We start from the raw sequence: 25,112 nt of genomic DNA, 5'->3' as shown, positions 1-25,112 counted from the left end.
CTCAGCGCTCCCCGAGGGCGGCGACCAGGGTGGCCGGACGCAGATCGGTCCAGGTCTTCTCGATGTGCTCCAGGCAGTCCTGGCGAGAGGCCGGGCCGTGGGTGGCCGTCCAGCCGGCGGGCGCCTCGATCGAGGCGGGCCACAGGGAGTGCTGGTTCTCCTGGTTGACGAGGACGAAGTAGGTGGCTTCGTCGTCCTCGAAGGGGTTGGTCACGGGTGCTCCTGTCACGTCGTGGTGGTGGGGATCGCGCCGGGTTGCGCGAGGCTGGTGGATGTGGTGGCGAGGTGCCAGCCGTGGAAGGGGGAGGGAGGTGCGAGCACGCGGCGGCAGATGGCCAGGGCGGCCTCCGCGGCGGTCGTGCCGGGCGTGGCCACGGTGAAGAGTCCGAGGTCCACGCCGTGCGGACCGCTCCGCACGCTGATGTGCTCCAGTCGTTCCCCCGGGCGGGCCGCGCCCCAGAGCAGGCGCAGCAGGCGGCCGTCGTCCGCGGGACCGGGGCCGGGCCCGGGCGGGACGAGAGAGACGAGGGTCAGCTCCACGCGGCCGGGTCAGTCCCAGATGAGGCCGTTGGTGACCGCGCCCGGGGCGGCCGGGAGGGGCACCGAGGCCGCCCGGACGGTGGCGGCCCCGGCCGTGTCCGCACCGGACGGCCCGCCGGCGGTGAGCGCGAGCACGGCGCAGGCGACGGCCACGGCAGCGGTGCGGACCGGACGGACGGTGGTGTGGACGCGAGAAGTCATGGAGGTGCCCTCATCGGGAGTGGGGAAGGGGTGCCGAGCGGCACGCCTCCATCCTGGCCAAGGTGTTGACCTGGGGGAACGGGTTCAGGGGTGGCGGAAGCGGCCAGGACGCTTTGGGACAGCCGCCCCCGGCCGGGCCCCTGCCGACGGCCGGCCGGAGGCCACGTTGACGCGCGTAGAGGGCGCGTCTATGTCACGTAGATCTCCGGCAGGCAGGCTGCTCACAGATCGACGGGGACGACCGCATGCCAAGAGGGGAACCGATGTCCGTGACGCTCGACCTGGAGGAGCTCGACCAGACGGTGTACGAGGAGGTGCTGGCCCGGCCCGAACTGGGACTGGTCGAACTTGCCGCCCGGCTCGGGGTGGAGCCCGACCGGGTCCGCGACTGCCTCGACCGGCTGTTCGCGCTGCGCCTGGTCCAGGCGTCCTTCGAGACGCCCGGCCGCTTCACCGTCGTCGACCCGGTCCTCGGGATGCAGCGGCTCCTGGACCAGCAGCACGAGGAACTGGTGCGCCGGCACCGCCAGGCCGCGGGCCACCAGCAGGCCCTGGTCCGGATCCTCGCGGGCGCCGGCTCCGGCGGCCGCCCGGCCGAGGGCGTCGAGCGGCTGGCCGGACTCGACGCCGTGCAGCGGCGGTTGGAGCGCCTGGCGCTGGAGGCCAGGACCGAGGTGCTGACCTTCATGCCGGGCGGCCCCCAGTCCGCGGCCGCGCTGGAGGCCGCCGAACGCAACGACGCCCTCGTGCTCGGCCGCGGCGTCGCCATCCGCACCATCGGGCTGGACCTCGTACGGGAGGATCCGGGCACCCTGCGTTACAGCCGGGCGTTGCTCGCGGGCGGCGGGGTCTTCCGTACGGTCGCCGCGCTGCCGACCCGGATGGTGCTGGTCGACCGGACCCACGCCCTCGTTCCCATCGACCCGGCGGACAGCCGTCAGGGCGCGCTGTTCCTCTCCGCGCCCGGCATGATCGCCCCACTGGTCGCGCTCTTCGAGCGGGAGTGGGGCGCGGCCATACCGCTGGGCGCGGATCCGTCGGAGGCCGTGTATGTACCCACTGAGCAGGAGCGCTCCCTGCTGGGCCTGCTGGCCGAGGGCCACACCGACGAATCCGCCGCCGGACAGCTGCACATCTCGGCCCGCACCGCCCGGCGGATCATGGCCTCGCTGATCGAACGGCTGGGCGCCCGAAGCCGGTTCGAGGCGGGGCTGCGCGCGGCCCGCCTCGGATGGGTGTGACCCGGACGCGGTCCCTCCGCTCCGCCGCGCAGGCCCGGCCCGGCCGGCCCGCCGCCGCGACCCATTCCGACGGCATGGTCATGTGAACCGCTTAGGATGACGCTCCGTACAACGGCGGGCCAGGACAACTGGGGACCAACCGCCGTGTGGAGCTGTGCGCGCGCACAGGGGGAACGCACAGGGGGACCTCGTGAAATTCTTCGTGCTCGGATCCGTGGGCGTGTCCCACGGGGGACCGGTGCCGACCGGTGGACCGCCGCAGCAGCAGGCCACCCTCGCCGCCCTGGTGCTCCGCGCGGGCCATGTCGTGCCGCTGCACGAACTGACCGCCGCGGTCTGGGGGGAGTCCGCCCCGGGCTCCGCGGTGATGATCCTGCGGACCTACGTCTGGCGGCTGCGGAAGCTGCTGGAGGGCGGGGAGTCCGGGAAGACCGGGGCCCGGATCCTGGAGTCCGCGAACGACGGCTACCGGCTCGCGGTGCCGCCCGGCTCGGTCGACGCCGTACGGGCCGAGGAGCTGGCCGCGAAGGCCGCGCGCGCCCACGCGGCCGGGGAGCTGGAGGTCTGCGCCGAAGCCCTGGCCGAGGCCGGGTCCCTGTGGCGGGGCGAGCCGCTGGCCGGGGTGCCGGGGCCGTTCGCGGAGAGCCAGCGCTCGCGCCTGGCGGAGCTGCGGCTGCACCTGCTGGAGGAGCGCCTCGGGGTGGACCTGCTGCTCGGGCGGCACGAGCGGGCCGTCCCCGAGCTCACCGCCCTCATCCTCGAGGAGCCGCTGCGGGAGCGCCCGTACGGGCTCCTGATGCGCGCGCTGTACGCCGCGGGGCGGCAGGGCGACGCCCTCGCCGTCTTCGGCCGGGCCCGCGAGGTGCTGGCCGACGAACTCGGCCTGGACCCGGGCCCGGACCTCCGCTCCCTGCACGCCCGCATCCTGTCGGGCGACCCGGCCCTCCTCCCGGCCCCCGCATCCCCGGCCCCCGGCCGCGGGGGCAAGCCGCCCGCACGGCTCCCGGCCGCGCCCTCCGGCGCCGCGCCGACGGCGCCCGCGGGAGCGCACGGTGTCGCCCCGGGCGGCGCACCGGCTTCCGGCGGCGCGCCCGCGGGACCCGAGGGGTTCCCGGCGGCGTCCGCCGGGGTTGCCGGGGCACCGCCCGGGTTCGCGGGGCCGCCCGCCGCCGGGCCGGCGGGGGCGTACGGCATTGGTCCGGCCGGGCTGCCGGGGACCACTGTGGCGGGTGCGCACGAGCCGGGGGCCACGGCCGCCACCGGGGTTCCCGAGGACTTCGGGGCTCCGCGGGCCGGGGACCCGGGAGCCGGCCATGCCGGGATGCGGGACGGGGCCCGGGCCGCGGTGTCCGGGGCCGGCGCAGCGCCCGACCTCGCGCAGGGGCAGGCCGCGGCCGCGTACGTCCGGCCCGCCCAGCTCCCGGCCGACATCGCCGACTTCAGCGGCCGTGCCGCCGAACTGGCCGCCCTCACCGGCGTCCTGAGCGACCCGGCCCGCACCGCCCTGGCCGTCGCCGCCGTGAGCGGGATGGGCGGCATCGGCAAGAGCGCCCTGGCCCTGAGGGTCGCGCACCTCGTCAAGGACGCCTACCCCGACGGCCAGCTCTACGCCGACCTCCGCGGCACCGGCAGCGACCCCGCCGACCCCGGCACCGTCCTGGCCAGCCTGCTCGGCGCCCTCGGCGTGCCCCGCCGCGAGGTGCCGCCCTCGACGGAGGACCGCGCCCGGCTCTTCCGTACCGTCCTGGACGGCCGCCGGCTGCTCCTGCTGCTCGACGACGCCCGGGACACCGCCCAGGTCAAACCGCTGCTCCCGGGCGCTGCGGGCTGCGCCGTGGTCGTCACCAGCCGCGCCCGCCTGGGCGGGCTGCTGTCGGGACGCCACGTCCAGCTCGCGGAGTTCACCCCGGCGGAGGCGCTCGGGCTGCTGCGCCAGATCGTCGGCGCCGACCGGGTGGACCGGGAGGAGGAGGCCGCGGCCGCGCTGGTCGAGGCCTGCGCCCGGCTGCCGCTGGCGGTCCGCATCGTCGCCGCCCGCCTCGCCGCCCGGCCCGGATGGACCGTCGCGCACCTGGTGGCCCGCCTCGCCGACGAGCGGCGCCGGCTGACCGAACTGCGGGCCGACGACCTGGCCGTCGCCGCCGTCTTCGAGCTGGGCCACCGTCAGCTGACCGGGCCCCAGGCGAGCGTGTTCCGCCGGCTCGCCCCCGTCTCCCGGCCCGGCATCGGGCTCGCCGCGGCGGCCGCCGCCCTGGACCTGGCCGAGCCGGCGGCCGAGGAGCTGCTCGAAGCCCTGGTGGACGCCGCCCTGCTCGAATCACCGGAGCCCGGCCGCTACCGCCACCACGAGCTGGGCCGGGACTTCGCGCTCAACCTGCCGGCCCCGGCCGGTGAGCCCGGCCCGCCGGTGCAGCACCGCCTCCTGCACCACCTGCTGGGCATGGCGGCCGAGGCCTTCCAGTGGATGATCCCCGGGGACCCGGTGCACCGCTCGATCGTCGCGGCGGCCGTCGAACCGGGGGAGGGACGGCTCGCGGACCTGACCGAGGCCCGCGACTGGGTCGTCGCGGAGTTCGACTGCGCGCTGCACGCCGTCCAGCTCGTGGTGCGGCGGCCGGACGCCGCGGACCCGGAGCAGCTGACGATGGCCGCCGACCTGCTGGTCGCGCTCAGCTCCTTCGGGCAGGACATCCCTTACGCGCGGATCACCACGACCGCTGCCGAACTGGCCCGGGCCGCGACGCTGCGCGGCAACGACCGCGCGGCCGGGCGCGCCCACTTCCTCATCGGGAACGCGGCGCTCCAGGCCACCGATCTGGGCCGGGCCCGCGCCGCCTCCGAGCTGGCCGTGCGGGCCTGCCGCCGGGCGGGCGACCGGGCGATCCTGCAGCAGGCGTACAACGACCTCGGGGTGATCGCCCAGTTCGAGCACCGCTTCGGCGAGGCGGCCGAGTGCTTCGACGAGGCGCTCGTCCTGGCACGGGAGCAGGGCCACCGCTCGGGCGCTCTGACGATCACCCTCAACGCCGCCCTGGCCCGCGTCCGCGGCGGCCGGGCGGCCGAGGCGCTTCCCGCGTGCGAGGAGGCCCTGGAGGCGCTGCGGGAGATGGCCGACCACCACGGGGTCGCGCACGCGCTGTGCGTGCGCGGGCAGGCCCTGCACGAGCTCGGCCGGCTGGAGGAGGCACTGGCCGCGTACGAGGAGTGCCTCGACCTGTGCGACGCGGTCCGGATCCCGGGCCAGCGGGCGCAGGCCGACTACCGCTGCGCCCGGACGCTGAGCGACCTCCGCCGGACCCGTGAGGCGCTGGAGGCCTCCGCCCGGGCCGTGGCCCATCTGCGCACGGTGCCGGGCCGGGGCCGGGACCGCGGCTACGCCCTGCTGATCCACGCCGGGGTCTGCCTGGCGGCGGGCCGGCGAGAGGAGGGGCTGAGGCACGCGGGCGAGGCGCTGGAGGTGTTCGAGCGGGCGGGCCTCCCGGAGGCCGAGGAGGCCCGCACCCTGCTGGATACGGGCGTGGCGGTCAGGCCCGGCTGTTGAACTCGTTGTGGTCATGGCGCGGGCGGGGCCCGCTGACGTCGTCGGCCGAGATGCTCGTGCCGCGGTCCGCGGTGAGGACGGGGGCGCCGGCGGTGGCACCGACGGCGAGCAGCGCGAGGAGCGCGGCGGGGACGAGGAAGGCCAGACGGCGCGTGACGGACGTGCGGATGTGCGGCACGGTGGATCCTGTCTCTTGGTCCAGGTGCCGTGTGCGGCCCCTGGCTGGCTTGCGGGCGGTTCTGCCGAGGAGACTCGCAGCCGTCCATCTACGTTTCATATACGCCGGCGGCCGCCTTGCCTGGTGCAGTTGCAGCTCTTGACTCTGCACTGGCTCAGGGAGTGGCCGTAGTGGCCCAGGTGCGGAAGAGCGCAAGGCCTCGGTGAGGTTTCCGGGGCCGCACGCGGCGTGGAAGGTCTTCTCGGCGGTCCAGGCCCAGACCCAGTCGTGCGTGCTGCGATTGACGTCCTGGCGGGGGTACTCGCGTCCTTCCAAGTCCGTCTCCTCCAGATCGATTTCGACGGTCCAGCCGGGGTTGTCGAGCGTGGCGATCTTCAGACCCCACTCGTGCTCCCAGCCGCCGTCGCACTGGTGCGCGTACCAGTCCTGCAGCCAGGCAAGAAGATGCTCCGAATCGCTCATGACGGAGCGCCTCTGATGCCCGGGGCTGCATGTTCGTCCGACGCCGTAGTGGTCTGAGTGATCGGTTGCGGAGATGGGGCGAGGGCAGGGGCATGACTCCGGCGCCGCCGCCAAAGTGGGGCCCCTGCCCCTCGGGAGGACTTCGCCGACAACGTCGGCCTCGGCGGCCGCGCCGACCTTCCGCTGGCCGCGACCGGCCTGCTCAACCCCTTGATCGCCGGAGCCGCGATGGTGTCCGCCTGACGGCCTCAGTCGCCCTGTATCTCCCCACCTGCCGCGGTGACCAGCCACGAGCTGCTGCGCAGCCACACGGCCCCGGCGTTCTCGTAGGGGCGCAGCCCGTCGATCAGTGCCCGTCGGGCCTGCTCCTGGGCATCGGGTGCGACCTGGCTGAGCAGGTGGCGGCCGGGGCCGGAGTCGAGCAGGAAGGCCGCGGCGTCCTCGGCGTCCTTCCCCCAGTTCCCGGTGGCTTCCACGCGCTCCACGCGGGCGTTCTTGAAACCGGCGGAGGTCAGGAGGGCGAGGGTGTGGTCGGGGTCGGTGAGCGAGAACATGCCCGGCCCACCGGGTGCGCCGAAGCCTCCGAGCGGCAGGATGCCGTTCAGTGAGGCCAGCGCTTGGAGCCATTCGTTGGCCTCGGCCTCCGCCGCGCAGATGAACGCCAGCCGTCCACCCGGGCGCAGTGCGCGCCGGATGTTGGCGAAGGCGGCGACCGGGTCTGCGAAGAACGTGACGCCGTAGCGGCTGATGGCCGCGTCGAAGGCCCCGGGCTCGAACGGATGGGCCTGTGCGTCGCCTTGGATGAAGGACACGTTGTGCACCCCCTCGCGTTCCGCGCTCGCCCCGGCCCGCTCGAGCATCGGACCCGACAGGTCCAGCCCCAGGGCCCGGCTCTCACCCGCCCGTTGGGCGGCCAGGCGCGTCGTGCGGCCGGCTCCGCAGCCGATGTCCAGTACGTGATCGGTTGCCGAGATGGCCGCGGCGTCCAGGAGGGGCTGGTTGAAGCCGTCGTTGACGGCGTCCCAGCGTTCCTGGCTGCGGGCCCACTGCTCACCCTCGTAGCCGTTCCACGCCTCGGCCTGCGCGGTGTTGATGAATTGACCCATGGGTGAACTCCCTCCCGCCGGAGCACGGAACAGCCCTCCGGCCCTAGTATGGGCAAGTGCCCAAACAGTATGGGCGATCGCCCATACTTTCAATGGGCTTGGAGAAAGGGGCCGTTGTGTCACCTCGTGGAGTGGCGATTCCCGACCTGCGCGAGCGGCTGTTCGCGGCGGCGGAGCGGGTGGTGGCCCGCGACGGCGCCGCGGCCCTGACCAGCCGCGCGATCACGGCGGAGGCGGACTGCGCCAAGGGCGTCCTGCACACGCACTTCGCCGGACTCGACGAGTTCGTCGCCGAGCTGGTCCTGGACCGGTTCGCGCGCAGCGCCCGCCGGGCCGAGGCGCTGGACGCCAAGGTGGGGCAGGCCACGGTGGCGGCCAATCTTCAGGGCATCGTTCTCGCCCTGCTGGAGGCCCTGCCGCCGGCGGTGGTGGGGCTGGCGATGACCCGCCCGGCGGCCGCGCTGCACACCCGGGAGGGCCTTGAGGCCGGCGCGCCCGCCTTCGATGCGATTCAGCACGCCTTCACCGCCTACCTGCAGGCGGAGCAGCGCGGCGGCCGACTGCCCGCCGACGCTGACGCTGCCACCATCGCGCTCGCGCTCGTCGGCACGATTCACCACCTGCTGATGACACGCGTTCCCGGAAGCGGAGACGAACCGGAGGCGATCACAGGGCGGCTGCTGGCCGTTCTGCTCGGTGGCGCCGGGCAGCCGCCGGTGGTGTGATCCGCTGGGTCGGCGTCCGTGGCCGTCGTTGTGGGCCTTCTCGTCCTGGGTCTGCGGCGCGGGCTGCGTGCTGCCCGTGACGGTCGGTTCCTCCTGGAGGGTCCCGCTCCCGCCCGAACCGGTGCCGGGGTCACTGCCCGTTTCCGGAGCCGTGGAGGAGGCGACGAGCAGGATGCGCGAAGTAGCCGACGTATCCGAGGTGCCTGGCCGGGAGGGCTTTGCGGCGCGAGCGGGCTGCGCGGATCGCCGTACGGACGGTCGGCGGGGCTTCGGTGCCTGGCGCGGCCGGGGCGAGGTCGGCGGGGGTGCGGGCAGCCGTGGCCGGCTGCCCGCACCGGGCGGGCTGATGCCGGTCAGCTCTTGCCGAGGAGGGTGTTCATCCGGGCGATCTCAGCGCTCTGGGAGGTGATGATCGCTCCGGCCATGTCCTTGGCGGGCTGGTAACTCCCGTCGGACTGCTCGGTCTTGGCCATGGCGACGGCGCCTTCGTGGTGCTTGACCATCAGCCGGAGGAAGGCGGTGTCGAATGCCTTGCCGGAGGAGGCCCCGAGCTGCTTCATCTCCTCGGCGGCCATCATGCCGGACATGCTGTGTCCGCCGTGGTCCTCGCCCGTGGCCGGGACCTGCTCGCCCCAGGAGGTGAGCCAGCCGGAGAGGGTCTTGATCTCCGGGTCCTGAGCCTTCTTGATCTCGCCGGCGAGCTTCTTCACGTCGGCGGCCTCGGCGCGGGTCGCGGCGAGATCCGCCATCTCGATGGCCTGGCGGTGGTGGGGGATCATCCCCTGGGCGAACGCGAAGTCGGCCGCGTTGTGGTCGCCCTGCCGCGCCGGGGCGGAGGCGGCCGGGGAAGCCGTGTTCTGGTCGCTGCCGGCCGAACCGGTGTCGTCGCCGTTCCCGCCGCAGGCGGCGAGAACGAGGGCGGCGGTGGCGGCCGCGGCCACGACGGTGGCGCGGCGGATCAGGGAACGCTTGGTGGTCATGGTGGTGCAACTCCTGCTGTGGGGCACGCGCGGATGCGGGCGTGCTGAGGAAGGGCGGGGCTGAGGGGCAAGGTCACCGGCCGCCTGAGGGCCGGGCCTGCCGGGGCCGCCCTATATACGCAGGAGTTGCAGCTCGCTCAGTGACGGTGGTGCCCGTCCGCAGGCAGTGGCGTCGGGGACGATCCCGTGCGCGACGACCGCCTCGGAGCCGGTGCTGCCGGGCAGGACCGCGGGGGCGGGCAGGACGGGTGCACCGGCCGTGCCGGTGGCCGCGCACGTCGCATCGGCGTGCTCGGCATGCCCGCCGCGTCCGCCGCCGACCGGATCACCTACGTGAACGCAGCCGTCGGGGCACGGAGCATCGGAGGTGGTCTTTTCGTGGCCGGCGGCCGACGCGTGGTGGGAACCGGCCCCCGCGTGGGCGCCCACCGGGAAGGAAGCGCCCGGCCCCAGGCCGTGCATGGCCACCAGCCCCGCGAGTACGGCGAGGACGAGGAGCAGGGACGAGCGCAGCCCGAGAGGCTTCCTCGCTCGCTTCACCTGCACGTCCATGTCCGCATCGTAAGCGGCATCATCCGCGGGCGGCGAGGCGAGGTCGCTGTCCACCCCGTCGCGGTGGCGGCCGCGGCCACGGCGTGGGTCGAGGTCGCCGGACATGCGGTGCAAAGCGTCGGCGGCGCACTCGTCGCACCGGCCTCGATGACCCTGCCGTCCCTGTCGGCATCGCCACAGGCGGGTTGCTGTCGGTCGCGGCCCGCCGAGGCGGTGGTCTGGACGTGCGGAGAGTGGCGGCCGTCACTGCGGGCCCCGCGCTCACGGTCTTTGCCGTGGTCCGCGCGCTGGAGACGGGGCAAGACCGTGCGGCCGGCGGTGCTCCGCCGACCGCACCGCAATCCGTGTGCCTGTGCGGCGTGGCTTGCGCCGGCATGCGCGAGGCGACAGGGGGCGGCTGTGGCCGCCGCCCCCTGTCCGTACGTCCCGGCGCCGGTCAGGCGGCCACGGCTTGACGTCCTCCTTCGGCCTGGGCAGGTGACAGTCGACCCGTACGGTGCAGCGCGTGTAGCGCCGCCGCGCAGGCCAGGCCGAGCAGTCCCAACGCCGCCCACGGGAGTGCCGGCAACCCGGCTCTGCGTGCGGCGTCCAGCGCCATGCCGGTGAGCAGGTTGCCGACCGTGATGCCGATTCCGCAGATGGTGTTGTACAGGCCGTAGTGGGTGGCCACGAGACGGTTGCCCGCGAGGCGGACGATGGTGTCCATCTCGAACGGGTAGGCGATCATCGTGCCGAGCGCCAGCAGCAGTGCCGAGAGCGCCGGTGGCAACCCTGCCAGGACCCACAGGCCCGCCCCGCCGTCCGGTACCGGCACGGCCGAGGCGAGGAGCAGCGGGACGAACGCCGTCCCCATCACCAGCAGCCCCCGGGTGAGCGCCCGGCCCGGCTCCATCCGGGCCTTGCACCAAGCGGTCACCTTGGTCTGGAAGGCGATCGTGCTCAGCCCGGAGACCGCGAACAGGACAGCCACCGCGGCCGTCCCGAACCGTCCTTCGCCACCCAGGCGCCTGACCTCCAGCGGCAGGGACAGATAGACCTGGAAGGACATGACGTACGAGCCGACCATGGCGAGCGAGAACAGCAGGAACGGACGGTTGGCGAAGATCCCGCGCCACTGCCGCAGGACACCCTCGCGGCCCCCGTCGGAGGTTTCCGCGTGATCGGGGCGCCGGGCCGGCAGGGCCCTGATCTGGATGACGCCGAGGAGCGCGAAGATCCCTGCTGCCACCAGGCAGGCGACGCTGAAATCGATGCCGGTCAGGATCATGCCGACCAGCGGGCCGAGCAGGATGCCCGCTTGGTAGAAGACGTTGAACAGGGCGAAGGCCTCCACGCGGCGCTCGCCCGCGTCGGCGGCCAGGTAGGCGCGGGAGGCGGGGTTGAAGAGGGCGCCGGCCAGGCCGGTCGCGGCGGACGCGGCCAGCAGGGCGGGGACGGACTCCACCAGCCCGAGGGTCGCGAAGCCCGCGGTGCGCAGCATGAGCCCCGCGATGATCATGGGCTTGTAGCCGAGGCGGTCGGCCAGTGTCCCGCCGATGAGGAACATGCCCTGCTGGCTGAAGTTGCGTACGCCGAGGATGAGTCCGACCAGCCATCCGGCCAGGCCGAGCGGTCCGGCCAGGTAGGTGGCCAGGTAGGGCATCAGCATGTAGAAGCCGAGGTTGATGGTGAACTGGTTGACCATCAACAGTCGGATGCTGCCGTTGTACGAGCGGAATTGAGCGATCGTGTCCTTCACCGGGCCTGCTCCTGCGGGTCCAACGCGCGCTTCACGGCTGCCTCGTTCTCACGGTCTGTGCCGAGGGTGAGTGGGTCGACGACGGCAGTGCACCGGGTCCAGCGGGTGACCTCCTTCTCGTCCAGTCGGCCGATGAGGTCCGGTTCCGGCGCCGGCGGGCGGTTGAGCAGGCCGTGGGCGGCGCAGTAGCCGTCGTCGTAGACGGTGCCGAGGTACCGCTGGGGGCCGTCGGGGAAGACCGCCGCGATGCGCGCGTCCTTCGGGAGCGAGCGGGCCAGCCAGCCCGCGACCAGTGCGACTGCTCCGACGCTCCACCCGCCGGTGGCGTAGTGGGAGCCGGCCAGCTGACGGCAGGTCCACACGGCTTCGGCCGGGGACACCCAGTGCACCTCGCTGAAGTGTTCGTAGGCGACGTTGCGGGGGTAGATGCTCGACCCCAGGCCGCGCATCAACCTGGGCCGGGCCTGCTGCCCGAAGATCGTCGAGCCGATGGTGTCCACCCCCACCAGCGTCAGTTCGGGGTAGAGCTGCCGCAGTACGCGCGAGATCCCCGCGGAGTGGCCGCCGGTGCCGACGCTGCACACCAGCACGTCGATGTGCCGGAGCTCGGTGGCCAGTTCAAGGGCGAGTGGGGTGTATGCGGCGGTGTTGTCCGGGTTGTTGTACTGGTCAGGGCACCAGGAGTCCGTGTGTTGGGCCAAGAGCTGCTGCACCCGGTCGCGGCGGGCCTGCTGCCAGCCGCCCGTGGGGTGCGGCTCGGAGACCATGTCGACCTGGGCGCCGTACGCCGTCAGCAGCCGGGTCATGGACGGCTCCAGGCCCGGGTCGGTGACCAGGGAGACCGGGTGGCCGTAGACCATGCCCGCCAGGGCGAGACCGAGGCCCAGGGTTCCGCTGGTGGACTCGATGATCCGCGCGCCCGGCTTCAGGTCGCCGCGGGCGCGGGCCCGTTCGACCATGTGCAGGCCGGGGCGGTCCTTGATGCCGCCGGGGTTGAAGCCTTCCAGCTTCGCCCAGAAGCCCCGGCCCGCCGGTGCGAGCGGTTCGGAGATGCGCAGGAGCGGGGTGTTGCCCACCAGTTCGGACAGGGCCAAGCGGCCGGTGGACGACGTGTCGGTGGTCGAAGAATGCATGGCTGTGCCTTCGTTCGTTCGGTGATGGCGTCGGCTACTCGTTCGTGTGGCACGCCGTGACCGGCCGGGGCACCGGCAAGGCAGGGCCCGGCCCGGAGAGCGGCATGCGGCAGCCGCGTGCGGCTGCGGGACGAGCGGCCTAAATCCGCCACCGGCAAACGTCGGCGAGCGTGGAACGGCCGGTGCGCGCTATGGATGATCTACCGGAGCCGAAGGCGGCCGGGGCCACCTGCTCCACAGGCAGCACCCTGAGCTCCGACGAAGCAAGGGCTGCCGGCCCATCGGCCGGACGCGGGACCTCGTTCGCAGAGGCCCACGTGGTCAGGCAGGGCGAGGCGCACGCAGAGCCGTGGTCGTGCTGCGGGCGGTCCGGGTACTCCTGCTCATCGGAGGGCTCCGCGAATCCGTCCGGCGCAGCCGGTGCGGACAGGGAGAGGTGTCGGTGGCCGTCGTTGGACAGGTACGACGAACAGTGCACGGCGGCGAGAAGCAGCCCAATCAGCGCACAGGCGAGGAGAACTTCCGGCCAAGACGGAACCAGGCGGGTCGAGCGCGGCGGGGGCGGGCGGAGCACAGGTCCTCCGAGCGGCAGTCACTTCCTCAGCCGTGAGGCTGGGAAACGACACGGGCGGGTGCGCGCACAGGTGGCAGGAATGCGAGGCCAGAAGCCGAGGCGCAATGAACATAACGCCGTTTTGTGGGCAAATCTGTGAATTCCGCAGCGTGCGCGTGGGTGTCGTCGGAAAGCTCCGACACCTACACCTGAAGGACGACCTGTGATCTGACGTGGTCGGATGCAGCGGCAGCGGGTTGCTTCACCTGCTCGGTGGGCCGCGCACACCTGACACTCGGAGAAGTCCGACGTTCGTGCAGTGCCGCGGCGAGATCGGGCTCGTCCGCCGTCCATGACGGTGCGCCCGAGCGGCGCGCACCCTCGACTGCCGAGTGGCTCTCGCCCTCGGGGCAGCCCGCGGCGGATGCCTCGGTCTGGCCTTCCGTGTTCGCCGAGGAGGCGGAGGCGGCCTGCGCGCCCGCCGTTTCGCTGCTGTGCTCCGTCAAAGAGCAGCACACGCCGACCAGGCTGAGCAGCAGCAAGGCCAGCCCGGCAGTGACCAGTCGGCGCACCAGCGAGGTGGTCGACTGGCCGCCGGAACGCGACCGAGCTGTCATCACCCCGTGAGCATAGCCAGCGTCCACCCGCCCCCGGACGCCCCTTCGCGGAAGAGCGTGTGATCCAACTGCGCACGCGTACAAGGGCTGTAGGAAACCATGAGGGCCTGAGCTGAGGGCACCTGCGGGTTGATTGAGCACCGCCTCGGCCGGGGCGTCGGACGCCGTCACCCGGGCCATCGCCTCGAAGGTCCGCGCGTACATCAGCAGTACCCCGGTGCAGACCACCGTGATGGGGTGCCTGGCCCGAGCGGGCAAAGCCGGAAGCGCCGAGGCGCTCGCTCGCGGTCGACGGGCCCTACGGGCGGGCGAGCGCGCATTCTGAGATCGCACCCGAGTTTGTCTACCTGGGCGAGTTCGGCCGAGCCGAGCGCATGGCCATGCGAGCTGGCCTGGTACCTGGCGACCGCATTCGCCCGGGCGAACGAGCCGGACCGCGCAGAGAGCGTGGCCCGGTCGTTCGCCGACCAGCGGCAGCGCACCGCCTGCACCTGTTGGCCCGGTTGGCTCCCGAGGCCGTGAAGGCCGTCGCAAGTGAGGTGCTGCGTCAGGTGCAGCCGACGGTGTAGTCCGCGTCCGGTACGTGTTCGGCCCATTCCTCCCGGCTCAGCCACCGGCCGACGGCACGGCACGCCGCGGCGGCCGGGTCGGCGGTGACATCGGTGATGTTCGTGATGTCCAGGATCAGGAAGCTCTCGAACGTGGCGGAGAGTACGCGCCCTTCGGGCAGGTGGAGCGAGTGCGGTTGCGCCGCGTGGACGACCCGCCCGGCCTTGACCGGTGCCATGCCGTCGGAGAGGTACCAGACCGTGGCGTCGTAGCGCTCCAGGCTGGTCGCCACGGCTCCGTGGGGACCGTAGGCGAGCAGGTCGATCCTGCGCAGACCCGCCGGAAGCGGCAGGTCGGGGGCGGCCTTCGGGTGGTGCGGATCGGTGACCGTCCACCGCTTGTGGCCGGCCGCCACCGTGCCGCCGTCCGGACTGAACTGCACGGCCCTGAGCGGGTCTTGGGGGTCACCGCCCTCGATCCGGGCCGTCCTCAGGGGATGACGGGGGTCGGAGAGGTCCCAGAGTGAGATCTTCCCGGACGTGTCGTTGACGGCCAGCGTCCGGCCGGCCGGCGCGAAGGCGACTGCCCGCTTCCCGTCGTCGGGGTCCGTGACGTGAGGTGCCGCCGTCGCCTCCGGGCCGGAAAAGGGCACGGGGTCGTCGTCGGGCACCGCGCCGTCACCGTAGGGCACTTCGCCGTCATCGCCGGGCACCTCGCCGTGATCGTCGTCCAGGGGGCCGGACATCGAGGGGAGGACCGTCTCGCTCCGGCCCGCGTCGGGGCTCGCCGGCGCGTCGGGCTGCCCCGACTCGGAGCCGTCGAGCGTCACCGTCGGGACGGGTTCGGTGCCCGAGGTGTCCCAGACCGCGAGTCGGCCGTCCCCCGCCGAGACGAGCACCTTCCCGTCGGGGCTCATCGCGAGGTAGTCGACCGTGCCGGTGCGGGCGGGGAGGTCGGGCAGGGCTTTCGGGCTCCGGGGCTGCGAGACGTCCAGCCGCCCGATCACGCCGTCGTGGCGCCCGAACAGCAGGGTCCGGCCGTCCGGGCCGAAGACCATGCGGTTGATGTCCGCGGCGGTGGTGGGGAAGCGCGCCAGCACCTCGTACCCGGAACCCTTGGCCGCGTTCAGCAGAACGATGGTCTTGGTCGAGGTGCCCGGCCCGGAGCCCTGCACGGTGGCCAGGACGCCGTGCCGGGAGTCGAAGGCGTCGGTCAAGGAGCCGATCACCGATCCGACCCTCTCGAAGCCGTTCAGGTCGGCGGTGTCCCAGAGCCGGATCACGGCCCCGGCGCCCGCGGTGGCCACCGTACGGCCGTCCGGGCTGACCGCGGAGACCGAGACGGCCGGTGCCTCGTCCGCCCTCGGGGGCTGGGAGTTCGCCCGGCCGCCGTCGGGCTGGAGCCGCTGGCCCCCGACGATGACGGCCCCGTCGTCGCCGATCGTGGTCAGGAGACCCGTGGCGCCGACCTGGATCCGGCCCTGCCCCTCCGTTTCGTTCAGCTCCCGCGGAGACCGCGGGTCGTAGATGTCCCAGGCCACGACGAACCGGTTGCCCGCACCGATTCCGGCGGCACCCGGCCTCGTCGTGGCGGTGTAGAACCTGGGATCGTCACCCGGGGCGAAGGCGATGTCGGTGGTCTGGTTGATCTGGTCGGTGAGATCGATGCGTCCGGCGTTCGCCGGCCGGCCCGGCGCCGAGAGGTTCAGGAAGTCGACGGCGCGGCCGGCCGCCACGGCGAGCAGGTCGCCACCGGTGTTCAGCGCCACCACGTGCGCGCTGGTGACCGGGACGGCGGACAGCCGAGCCGGATGGGCCCCGACCGAGACGTCCCACACCGTCACCTCGCCGGCCTCCTCGAACTCCTTCCCGCTCAGGACGGCCATGCGCCGCCCGTCGCCGCTGAGGCGCACGGCCCGGGGCTCCTTCGTCACCGGGGCCGTCGCGATCCGCACCGGCGCGTCGGGGCGGCGTACGTCCCACAGTTCGACGCCGGCTCCCTCGGCCGCTCCGACGGCCAGGACCGAGCCGTCCGCCGAGGCCGCGAAGGCGGCCTCGGTCGCCGCGCGGGCGGGGAAGTGCCCCGCCGCCCGGCGCCCGGCGACGTCCCAGAGGGTGACCTGCTCGCCGTCGAGCGCGGCGAGCACGCGGCCCCCGGCCGTGTAGGCGAGCGCGCTGGGCACCTTCGCGGCCCGCGGCAGCTCACCGCGGTAGCGGGTGGTCAGCAGGCCTTCGGCGAGGGTGCTCCTGGTCCTGGGCGTCGAGGTGATCCGGTCGGCCGCCAGGGCCAGCCGCAGCGCGAGTGCGGGATCCTCCGACCGCCGGTCCGCGGACTCCTTGAGCAGTCGCTCGACCTGCCGGGCGGTCCGGGCCCGTCGGGCGTCCGCGTCGGCGGCGGTCTTGGCCCACAGGGCGAGCAGCAGACCGACGGTGATCACGGCGGCCAGCAGCCGCAGGCCGACCAGCAGGCTGTACTGGCGGGCCTTGCGCGCCGCCCTGCGCCAGGTGAGCACGGGGACGATGTCCGCCCGCGCGTACTCCGCCTCCAGGCGGCTGTTGGCGAGCCCGGCGGCCTCCCGGTCGTACGAGGGGACGATCACCCGTCGGCGTGCTCCGGCCGCCCGCAGTTTCCGTTCGTAGCCCGCGACCGACTGCAGGACGCCCTGTTCGTCAAGGCGCCCGGTCACCGCGTTGGCCGGGCGCAGCCGCCACAGCAGCAGGAACAGCCAGACCAGCCAGCGCGTGGCCCAGACGAGCGCTCGGCGGAGGCTCCACAGGGGCCGCTGCACCCGGCGCACCTCGTCGAGCACCACGGCGAAGGCAGCGCCCAGCGAGGCGTCCTGGATGTGGAGCACCGGTTCGGTGGTGTCCTCGACGCACCACAGGACGGTCCCGTCGATCCGGTCACCGCCCGCCAGCTTCCAGGCCAGGTCCAGGGATGCGCCGAAGTCACGGTCGGCGTTGAACAGCGCCGACCGTTCCGGGTGCGGCACCAGGGCGGAGGGCAGGCCGGGCACGAAGGTCGCCTTGAGCCGACCGCTCTCGCCGGTCGCCCCCCGGTCGAACAGCACGCCCACGGCGACCGTCTCCCGGGTGAGTGCGCCGATCCTGCCGCGCGCCAGCCAGGTCAGCGTCACGGCGGTGGTGTACGCGGCCCCGGAAGAGGAGGCCCCGGCCGCGAGCCCGTGCAGTCGCTCCAGCGCCCGCAGCAGCCGGGCATCCCCGGCCGCGAGATCCGCCGGCGACCACCGGACCGGGGCGGTGGCAGGAGAGGAACAGGCCTCCTCGAACCAGACCACGGCCGTGGCCAGCGGTCCGTCCGGCGGCTCCTCGCTCACCAGGGCGAGCCCGAGTCCGGCCAGCACGCGCAAGGCGTGCAGGGCGCCGGGCTGGTCGTCGTCGAAGGCGTCGTCCAGACCGGAGGCCGACCGGAGCCGGGCGGCGACGGCCGGCGGTGTGGTGGCGCCGAGCAGCTCCTCGAACTCCTCGTGCAGGGCGGTCGTCTCCCCGTACAGCCGCACGAGGGAGGCCCGGTCGCCCGCGGCGACCAGTTCCGCCACCCACCGTGCGGCCGGGCGGGAGGGGCCGACGAGGTCCGCGCGGCGCTGCGCCAGCGCCTCCGGGCCCGCGGTCGGCGGATCGGCGAGTGCCGCCACGATGTCGGCCAGGGCACGGCCGTCGGCCAGGGCACTGCCGTCGGTGGCGGCGTCGGCGTCGGCCGTCCTGCCGGGCGCGCTCACCCGATCCCCTCCTCGATCGCCGCTCGGACGGGGTGTCCGGCCGGCAGGCCCGCCGCCAGGTCGGACCAGATCCTGCGGCCGCTGCGGGTGTCGGCCGCCCGGGCCGAGTCCCGCACCTCGGCCGGGTCGGCCAGTGGCAGGTCGTCGGACCCGAGCGGCGGTCCGTCCTGGTCGATCCGTACGGTCGTCGCACCCGGTGCGAGGGGCGCCGTGACGCTGCCGGAGAGCCGGCCGCGGCGGTGGTCGAGGGCCACCAGCAGCCGTCCTCCGGACCGCAGGCCCTCCACCCGCACGGGCAGAAGGAGAGCCCCGTACGCGGTGGTCGCCCGCTCGATCTCCTCCGCCGGCAGGGCGGCCTCCACGCCGATCTCCACGCTGCCCGTGGAGGTGACGGCGATCCTCAGGCCGAACGGCTCCCGGCTGAGTTCGGCACGGGCGCGGCGGACCTCCTGGGTGGATCCGGCGGCGGCGGCGAAACGGGAGTCGAGCTCGGCCGGGGTCCACCCGTGGTCGGCGGCGGCCAGGCGGGCCGCTGCGCGCTGCGCGCTGGCCCGCAGGAACGGGTCGATCCGGTGCAGGACCGCCAGCAGTTCCCGCAGCCCCTCCCTGGTGGAGGCGGGCAGGCGGTCGGGGTCGAGCAGGAGCAGGCGGGCGCAGAGGCTGCCCGCGCCCGTCCGGGCGGTGGAACGCTCCGCGGACCGCAGGCCGTGGTCCAGCTGTTCGAGCGCGGCGGTGAACCGTGAGCCCGCGGGGGCGAAGACGTACCCCAGCCGGATGTCCGGAGCCGTCACCGCCCCCTCGACCAGTGAGGTCACCGCCCGGGCGAGGGCGTCCACGCGGTGCCACGGAAGGATGTGGAAGACCTCGGAAACGGGTCCGGCGCCTTCTGCGCCCTCCGCCACCAGCCGGGCGAGCAGCAGATGGCGGAGGTCCTCGTCCTGCGCGGCCAGGACGGCGGCCGCCGTCGGATCGAAGGCGCGGGGCGGCCAGTGGTCCTCGACCGAGGCGAGTACGAGGGCGCCCTCGGCGGTCACCGGTATCGGTCGGGCGGTGCCCGTGAGCTCGACGACCGCCTCGGACCGGTCGGAGCGGACGAGCCCCAGGACCGTCTCCCCGCCCGGCAGCCGGAGGGCCTCGTGGCGCCAGCCGGCGGCGAACTCCGGAAGGTGGCGCGCGTCGGCGCGCTCGTCGCCTCCGTTGATCGTCGTGCCGGGGACCCGGCCGAAGCCGGCGCCGTCCCGGCGGACGGCGGTCACCCAGTTGCTCAGCGGCCTGTGCGTCATCATCGGCTCCGCTCGTGGAGGGTCCGGGCGACGTGGCCCGCCCCAGGGCCGTAGCCCGCCGCCAGGTCGACGGCGCGCGCGGCGAGGTCCTCGGCCACACAGCGGCGCCAGAGTCCCGTCAGGGCCGGCCAGTTGCGGGAAGGCACCCGGTCCGCCAGGTCGGTGGGCAGTGCGCGGGCCCAGGCCGCGAACGCGGACCGGTCGGCGTCGGGCATCCGGAACGCGAATTTCAGGAACCGGACGAGGACTTCCGCCTGTCGTACCGGATGGTCGCCGTCGAACGGGGTCCGCAGCCTGCGGGGCGCGGCCAGCAGGTCGGCGAGGCCCGCACCGCTCGGATCGAGGACGAGTCCGCGCCGGTGGTCGTAGTACAGGCTGTTCACGGTGAGATCGCGGCACGTCACGTCGTCGACGAGGTCGCCGCCGTACACCCGGAGCGGGAAGCCCTTGACCTCCAGGGGCTTGTACTCGATGATCCGGGGCCTGCCGGGCGCGGGAGCGACCGAGCAGACCATGCTGTCCTCGCTGACCATGGGGTAGTAGTCGCCCAGGCCGGCGGCCCGCAGCCCGGCCGTCGCCGCGTCGTACAGCTCGCCGGGCGGCATCGTCCCGGCGAAGTCGAGGTCGTTGGGACGTGCGTCCGCTCCGTCGCCCACGAGGTCCCGGACGGTGCCCCCGACCAGCCAGGCATGGTGCCGGGAGGCGTCGACCGTGTCCAGGAGGGAGCGGATGAACCGGCCCTCGACACCCAGCACCGAGATGGCCAGCTCGACCGCCTCGGTCAGGCCGGGGGCCAGCTCCGCGGCGGCCCGTATCAGCCCGGCGTCCAGTCGGTCCGCCGGACCGGGGCCCGAGCGGAGGATCCCGGCGCGATCGGCCTCGGGGCCGGCCGGCACCGCGCGGTCCGGGGGCGCGGACAGGGTTTCCTCGCCCGCCAGGAGGATCCGGTGGCGGGGTGCCTGGTGGGTGAAGACCATCCCGACGACCGGTCGGTCGTCGACGAGGTCCCCGCGCACCAGCGGTGCGTCGGGCGGGCGTTCGTACCACCGGCTCATTTCGCCGGCGGAGGTTGACGTGGGCAGCATCTCGTCCTCTCCACGGGATTCGTCGGCCACGGGCCGCCTGGGGGACCACCACAACCCGCGTGTGTCGCGGTTGCGTCGCACCGGTACCGGGTCACCTCCGGGCGACGGCCCGGGCGACCGCCGCCGCGATCACGGAGGCCAGGATCCAGCCGGTACCGACCAGCGCGAAGGCCAGCCACTGCGTCGTGCCGACGGGTACGAAGGCCCGGTCCTGGCCCAGGTCGACCAGGGGCAGCACGAGGTCGAGCGCGTACGCGAACCCGTTGAAGCCCAGGTTCCGCCCCGGCTCCAGCGGCGTGGGCGGGCGGGCGGAGAAGACCGAGCCGGCCCCGGCGACCACCAGCACCAGCCAGCACAGCGCACGCCAGGGCCGGTAGCCGTAGCCCACCAGGATGTCCTGCACCGCGCCCCACGCCCGGGCGGGGCCCGAGCGGGAGCGGTTCGACCGGCGTTCCTTCTCGTACTGGACCGCGCGTGCTTCGACCGGCAGTCCCACCTTGGTGTAGCTGCCGGCGAGTTGTTCGTACGGCTGCGGGCGGACCCCGCAGTGGTCGAGGGCCAGCCAGGCAAGACGTGCGCGCGCCGGGAGGACCGGGCTCAGGGCTTCGTAGGTGAGGCCGTCCAGTACCAGCTCCGCGGGCCAGGCGTCCGGGCCGTCGTGAAGGTGCCCGATCCGGGCGTGGTCCAGGGCGATGGTGCAGCGGACCGGTGCCGCGGGCTGCAGCACCACCTCGCCCGCCCGGAGCATGTGGAGGTCCAGCCGGGCGAGGGCGGAGCCGGCGCCTGCGGACCCGGCCGACGTGAAGCGGGCTCCGGTCAGGTCCAGTCGATGGCCGACCACCGCCCCGCGCAACGACACACCGCCCCGGTGCACCACCAGCGCCCGGGCGTCCACGTCACGCACCGTGGCACTGCCGAGGTCCAGCGCGCTGCCACCGGGGTGGTCGAGGCTCGCCCCGCGGAGCGAGAGGTTGGCCCGCAGTTCGGCGCCCACGAGACGGACCTCTCCGCAGGCGGCGAAGGAGTCCCCGCACCAGAACCCGCCGCGCACCGAGACCCCGGCCGCGCCGAGAGCGATCCCCCCGGGATTGTCGAGCCGGGCCCCCGACAGCTGGACGCTGCCCGCCACCGACGCGTTGTACAGCCGGAACCGGCCTTCCACCGAAAGCCGTTGGGCCAGCAGACGCTCACCGAGGACCGCCCGGTCGAGCACCAGCGCATCCGCGCCCGCCCGCTCGACGGCGGCACCGGCCAGGTCGACCGGCCCGCCGAGGCGTGCCCCGCCGAGCACCACCGCGCCCACCGCCCGCATCCCGGCCGCCTCCAGCGGGCCGGACAGCTCCAGCCCCGACGCGGCCAACGCGACACCGGCACCGTCGGGGCCGAGTTCGGCGCCGGCCAGCCGCAACCCGCCGGAGAGGCGCGCACCTTCCAGCCGGATTCCCGACCCGGACCGGATCCGCCCCAGATCGAGCAGGCCGTCCACCGCCGTTCGGGTTCCTTCCAGGGACGGCACCCGGCAGTCCGACAGCCGCACACCGCGCAGCCGGGCATCCGTCAGCACCACCGGAGCCTCGAACCAGCAGTCCTCGATCGCGAACGGCCGTTCCACCGTCACGGCGGTCAGGTCGAAGGAGCCCGTGACGCGCGCTCCGCGCAGGACGAGCGCCGGCCGGCCTCCGCCTGGCACGGCGGGCGCGGTGGGCACGGCGGGCACCCCCAGGAGCAGCCCCAGCAGTACACCGGCACGCACCGGCCGCCTCCCCGACGGCCCGTCGTGCAGATCCGCCGGACGGCCGTGGGTGCACGCTTCCCGTACCAACGCCTCGTCGGCCGTCAGATCGTCGGACATGATCACCCCCGTGGGCAGGCTTCCGGACGGCTGTCCCGATCCTGACGAACACCTCGCCGGGTGCCGCGGGCCCCGGTACGCTTCGAAGCGGCGGGACCGGGGGGTTGCGAGGTTCCGGCCCGGTTCCATCTCAGCAACCGCCTGTCGCATTTACGTCGCACTGCGACCAGAGGTGAACGACGATGAGTGGCGACCGTCCCGCCAACGCCCGGGCCACGGCCGAGTTATTGCAGCAACTGCTCCTCCAGCGTGTGGAGTACCGCGACCGCTGGGCCCGGCTGGCCCGCCGGAGCGGGGCGTCGGCCGGGGTGAGCCAGGCGGCCGTCGCCGAGGTGATCGCCCTGCACCTGTGGGAGACCGGGGAACGGCCGGACACCGATACGGCGTTGCCTCGGGCCCTGAAGGACCGGGTGCAGCGCGCCCTGGCCGGAGAGGTGCTGAGTCCGCAGACGCTGGACTGGTTCATCGGCGCCTTCCGGATGAGCCGGGTGGACGGCGACATGCTCCGCGCCGAGCGCTTCCACGACCCCGCGGGCCGTATCGCATCGCCGGCCAACACCCTGCGCGAGGAGCAGCGGCTGCCGCTGAGACAGCGGCACCGTACGGTGTCGGTCTTCGAACGGCGCTTCATAGGCATCGGCGGCTATCCGGTCCGGCACCGCACCACCCAGGCGATCATCGCTTGCGAGGACGGTGTGGACAGCTTCCCGCACCGCCTGTGCCCGGGTGCCCGGGAGGTGACGGTCCGGCGGGGCGGGCGGGTCACCGCCCGGCACGAGCGCGACTGGAGCACCCCGGTGCTGGAGATCACGCTGCCGCGCCCGCTGAGGCAGGGGCAGGTCGCCTCGCTGGAGTACGACGTCCGGTTCGACCCGGGCCAGGCCCCCGCGGTGGAGTACCGGCGGGTCGCGCACGCCCGTGCGCAGAACGTGGACATCGTCGTGGAGTTCGATCCCGGCCGGCCGCCGAGCAAGCTCTGGTGGGCCGTATGGGACGACCACAGCGGCGGCCGGGTGCTGTTCGAGGAGCAGGTCGGCTTCGAGGACGCTTCCGCCGTGCACCGCTTCCTGCCGTCCCTGGAGAACGCCGCCGCGGGCTTCCGCTGGACCTGGTGACCCGGCCTGCCTGCTGGCGGGCCGGCTGGCGGACGGGCGACACGCGCCGGGCGGGTGGCGCGCCCCACGCGCCGGTCCGCAGCACGGCTCGTAGCCTGGCGCGATGCGTCAGCACGATCTCGTCGTCATCGGTGCGGGCTCCGGCAACGCCGTCATCGACGCATCGTTCGCCGGCCTGGACGTGGCCATCGTCGAGGAGAGGTGGTTCGGCGGCACCTGTCTGAACGCGGGCTGCATCCCGAGCAAGATGTACGCCCACACCGCGCACGTGGCCCGGACCGTCGGCGAAGCCGGCACGTACGACGTGGACGCGGAGCTGTCCGGCGTGCGCTGGCGGGAGATGCGCGACCGGGTGTTCGGGCGTCTGGACGCCGAGCGCGAAGAGGGCCGCCGGGGCCGGCGGGAGGCGGACTCCGTCACCGTGTACGAGGGCACGGCGCGGTTCACCGGCCCCCGGGAGCTGCGGATCGGCCTCGCGGAGGGCGCCGTCGGCATCGGCGCCCGGCAGATCGTCATCGCGGCCGGCGGCCGCCCGCTCGTGCCCCCGCCCATCGCCGGCTCCGGGCTTCCGTACGAGACCTCCGACACGATCATGCGGATCGACGCCCCGCCCCGCCGCCTGGCCGTCCTCGGCGGGGGCTACGTCGCGGCGGAGCTGGCGGAGGTGTTCGCCGCGGCGGGCAGTTCCGTGGTCATCGTCGAGAAGGAGGAACGCCTGCTCGGCCCCCAGGACGAGACGGTCGCGGCACGCTTCACCGAACTGGCCCGTTCCCGCTACGACCTCAGGCTCGGCCGGGAGGTCACCGGCGTCGGTGGCCGTCCGGGTGCGCTGCGGCTGACCCTCGACGACGGTTCGACGGTCGAGGCCGACATGCTGCTGGTCGCGGTCGGCCGCGTCCCCAACGGCGACCGGCTGAACCTCGGCGCCGCCGGGGTCGCCACCCACGACGACGGCCGCATCGTCGTCGACGCGTACCAGCGCACCACCGCGGAAGGCGTCTTCGCGCTCGGGGACGTGTGCACTCCGGTGCCGCTCAAGCACGTCGCCAACCGCGAGGCGCAGGTCGTCGGCCACAACCTCCGCCACCCGGACGACCTGATCGCGGCCGACCACGAGCTGGTGCCCGCGGCGGTCTTCACCCGACCGCAGATCGCCTCGGTCGGTGCCACCGAGCAGGACTGCCGCGAACGGGGGCTGGACCTTCTGGTGGGCGAGGCGCGGTACGCGGACGTCGCCTACGGCTGGGCGATGGAGGACACCACCGGCTTCTGCAAGGTGCTCGCCGAACGCGGCACCGGCCGCCTGCTCGGCGCCCACCTCATGGGCCCGCAGGCCCCCGCCCTCATCCAGCCCCTGGTCCTGGCGATGACCCTGGGTATCGATGCGTCCACCCTCGTCAGGTCCCCGTACTGGATTCACCCGGCGCCCACCGAGCTCGTCGAGAAGGCTCTCCTCGACCTCGGTCTGTGAGCCCGCCCGGCGGGGAGCCGATCTCCACCCACACGCACTTGCCGTTGCCGTCGAGTGGATACCAGCCCCAGTTCCGGCCCAGCCGTTCCACGATGAGGAGCCCGTGGCCTCCGGGCCGGGAAGGCTCGGACCGGTGCGTCGCCCGTGGCGCCGCGGGGCTCCCGTCCGTCACCTCGATCCGCAGCCGGTCGCTCGTACAGCGCAGGACCAGGGAGGTGGGTCCGCCCGCGTGCAGGCACGCGTTGGCCACGATTTCGGAGACCAGGAGCAGGGCGTCGTCGGTGGCCTCCGCGCCGGGGGTGCCCGCTTCCACGACGGCCGGCGGCCAGCGCCACTCCGTGAGGGCCTGACGTGCGAAGTCGCGGCAGCGGGTGACCGCGCCGGCGGCCCCGTGCAGCACGAGGAGCCGGGTCAGCTCCGGTGACCGGCCCTCGTCCACGGGTGCTCCTCC

At 74.0% G+C, this 25,112-nt stretch carries 20 protein-coding genes; 5 read left to right on the top strand and 15 right to left on the bottom strand.

All coding sequences use genetic code 11. The annotated features are described in order from the left end of the window. Position 1 precedes the first annotated feature (1 nt). The 3 genes from OG472_RS07035 to OG472_RS07025 are packed head-to-tail and all read right to left on the bottom strand — an operon-like array spanning position 2 to position 741. The gene (locus OG472_RS07035) at positions 2-214 is read right to left on the bottom strand and encodes an MbtH family protein (protein WP_401603748.1); all 213 of its coding nucleotides are present in this window, start codon (positions 212-214) and stop codon (positions 2-4) included. An 11-nt stretch (positions 215-225) separates the two neighbouring features. Then, positions 226-540 (bottom strand): hypothetical protein, encoded by a 315-nt coding sequence (locus tag OG472_RS07030; RefSeq protein ID WP_401603746.1) that lies wholly within the window; start codon positions 538-540, stop codon positions 226-228. Positions 541-549: 9 nt separating this feature from the next. After that, positions 550-741 carry a hypothetical protein gene (locus tag OG472_RS07025; protein WP_405941143.1) on the bottom strand — a complete coding sequence of 64 codons (192 nt, stop codon included), beginning with the start codon at positions 739-741 and terminating at the stop codon, positions 550-552. Positions 742-1,004: 263 nt separating this feature from the next. On the opposite strand from OG472_RS07025, the gene OG472_RS07020 reads away from it, so the two are divergent. Both OG472_RS07020 and OG472_RS07015 read left to right on the top strand, forming a co-directional pair. Then, the gene (locus OG472_RS07020; RefSeq protein ID WP_405941142.1) at positions 1,005-1,982 is read left to right on the top strand and encodes a LuxR C-terminal-related transcriptional regulator; all 978 of its coding nucleotides are present in this window, start codon (positions 1,005-1,007) and stop codon (positions 1,980-1,982) included. Positions 1,983-2,172: 190 nt separating this feature from the next. Continuing rightward, positions 2,173-5,523 (top strand): BTAD domain-containing putative transcriptional regulator, encoded by a 3,351-nt coding sequence (locus tag OG472_RS07015; RefSeq protein ID WP_405941141.1) that lies wholly within the window; start codon positions 2,173-2,175, stop codon positions 5,521-5,523. Here the strand turns inward: OG472_RS07015 and OG472_RS07010 are convergent. After that, complete coding sequence (locus OG472_RS07010; RefSeq protein ID WP_405941140.1) at positions 5,507-6,163, bottom strand: immunity 53 family protein; 657 nt, start codon at positions 6,161-6,163, stop codon at positions 5,507-5,509. The two genes, OG472_RS07015 and OG472_RS07010, sit on opposite strands and share 17 nt — an antisense overlap. A 248-nt stretch (positions 6,164-6,411) precedes the next feature. After that, a complete protein-coding gene (locus OG472_RS07005; RefSeq protein WP_405941139.1) occupies positions 6,412-7,269 on the bottom strand; it encodes a class I SAM-dependent methyltransferase in 858 nt (285 codons plus the stop codon). Positions 7,270-7,385: 116 nt separating this feature from the next. On the opposite strand from OG472_RS07005, the gene OG472_RS07000 reads away from it, so the two are divergent. Then, the gene (locus tag OG472_RS07000; protein WP_401603730.1) at positions 7,386-7,994 is read left to right on the top strand and encodes a TetR family transcriptional regulator; all 609 of its coding nucleotides are present in this window, start codon (positions 7,386-7,388) and stop codon (positions 7,992-7,994) included. A gap of 353 nt (positions 7,995-8,347) precedes the next feature. Here the strand turns inward: OG472_RS07000 and OG472_RS06995 are convergent, their stop codons facing one another. From OG472_RS06995 to OG472_RS06955, 9 genes are all read right to left on the bottom strand, one after another. Continuing rightward, complete coding sequence (locus OG472_RS06995) at positions 8,348-8,974, bottom strand: DUF305 domain-containing protein (protein WP_405941138.1); 627 nt, start codon at positions 8,972-8,974, stop codon at positions 8,348-8,350. Between the two features lie 111 nt (positions 8,975-9,085). Beyond that, a complete protein-coding gene (locus OG472_RS06990; RefSeq protein ID WP_405941137.1) occupies positions 9,086-9,526 on the bottom strand; it encodes a DUF6153 family protein in 441 nt (146 codons plus the stop codon). A gap of 436 nt (positions 9,527-9,962) precedes the next feature. After that, positions 9,963-11,264 carry an MDR family MFS transporter gene (locus tag OG472_RS06985; RefSeq protein WP_405941136.1) on the bottom strand — a complete coding sequence of 434 codons (1,302 nt, stop codon included), beginning with the start codon at positions 11,262-11,264 and terminating at the stop codon, positions 9,963-9,965. Continuing rightward, positions 11,261-12,397, bottom strand: a complete 1,137-nt coding sequence (locus OG472_RS06980) for a PLP-dependent cysteine synthase family protein (protein ID WP_405941135.1) — start codon at positions 12,395-12,397, stop codon at positions 11,261-11,263. The genes OG472_RS06985 and OG472_RS06980 overlap by 4 nt, the downstream gene beginning before the upstream one ends. A gap of 756 nt (positions 12,398-13,153) precedes the next feature. Continuing rightward, positions 13,154-13,567, bottom strand: a complete 414-nt coding sequence (locus tag OG472_RS06975) for a hypothetical protein (RefSeq protein WP_405941134.1) — start codon at positions 13,565-13,567, stop codon at positions 13,154-13,156. A gap of 547 nt (positions 13,568-14,114) precedes the next feature. Continuing rightward, positions 14,115-17,855 carry a hypothetical protein gene (locus OG472_RS06970; protein WP_405941133.1) on the bottom strand — a complete coding sequence of 1,247 codons (3,741 nt, stop codon included), beginning with the start codon at positions 17,853-17,855 and terminating at the stop codon, positions 14,115-14,117. Continuing rightward, positions 17,852-19,141 carry a hypothetical protein gene (locus tag OG472_RS06965; protein ID WP_405941132.1) on the bottom strand — a complete coding sequence of 430 codons (1,290 nt, stop codon included), beginning with the start codon at positions 19,139-19,141 and terminating at the stop codon, positions 17,852-17,854. Before OG472_RS06965 ends, OG472_RS06970 begins: the two co-directional genes overlap by 4 nt. Then, positions 19,138-20,223: a hypothetical protein gene (locus OG472_RS06960; protein WP_405828506.1), complete on the bottom strand. Its 1,086-nt coding sequence runs from the start codon at positions 20,221-20,223 to the stop codon at positions 19,138-19,140. The genes OG472_RS06965 and OG472_RS06960 overlap by 4 nt, the downstream gene beginning before the upstream one ends. A 91-nt stretch (positions 20,224-20,314) precedes the next feature. Then, complete coding sequence (locus OG472_RS06955) at positions 20,315-22,075, bottom strand: hypothetical protein (protein ID WP_405828505.1); 1,761 nt, start codon at positions 22,073-22,075, stop codon at positions 20,315-20,317. Between the two features lie 182 nt (positions 22,076-22,257). Between OG472_RS06955 and OG472_RS06950 the strand changes: the two genes are divergently transcribed. Next, positions 22,258-23,190: a hypothetical protein gene (locus OG472_RS06950; RefSeq protein WP_401603713.1), complete on the top strand. Its 933-nt coding sequence runs from the start codon at positions 22,258-22,260 to the stop codon at positions 23,188-23,190. Positions 23,191-23,293: 103 nt separating this feature from the next. Continuing rightward, positions 23,294-24,661, top strand: a complete 1,368-nt coding sequence (locus OG472_RS06945; protein WP_405828503.1) for a mycothione reductase — start codon at positions 23,294-23,296, stop codon at positions 24,659-24,661. On the opposite strand, the gene OG472_RS06940 is transcribed toward OG472_RS06945, so the two are convergent. Beyond that, positions 24,588-25,100 carry an ATP-binding protein gene (locus OG472_RS06940; RefSeq protein WP_405828501.1) on the bottom strand — a complete coding sequence of 171 codons (513 nt, stop codon included), beginning with the start codon at positions 25,098-25,100 and terminating at the stop codon, positions 24,588-24,590. The genes OG472_RS06945 and OG472_RS06940 overlap by 74 nt on opposite strands. Between the last annotated feature and the right edge of the window lie 12 nt (positions 25,101-25,112).

Origin of the sequence: Streptomyces sp. NBC_00207, from assembly GCF_045160965.1 — a bacterium.
Lineage (GTDB): Bacteria > Actinomycetota > Actinomycetes > Streptomycetales > Streptomycetaceae > Streptomyces.
Note: the sequence above shows the minus strand (reverse complement) of the source record. Positions and strands in the feature narration are given on the sequence as shown.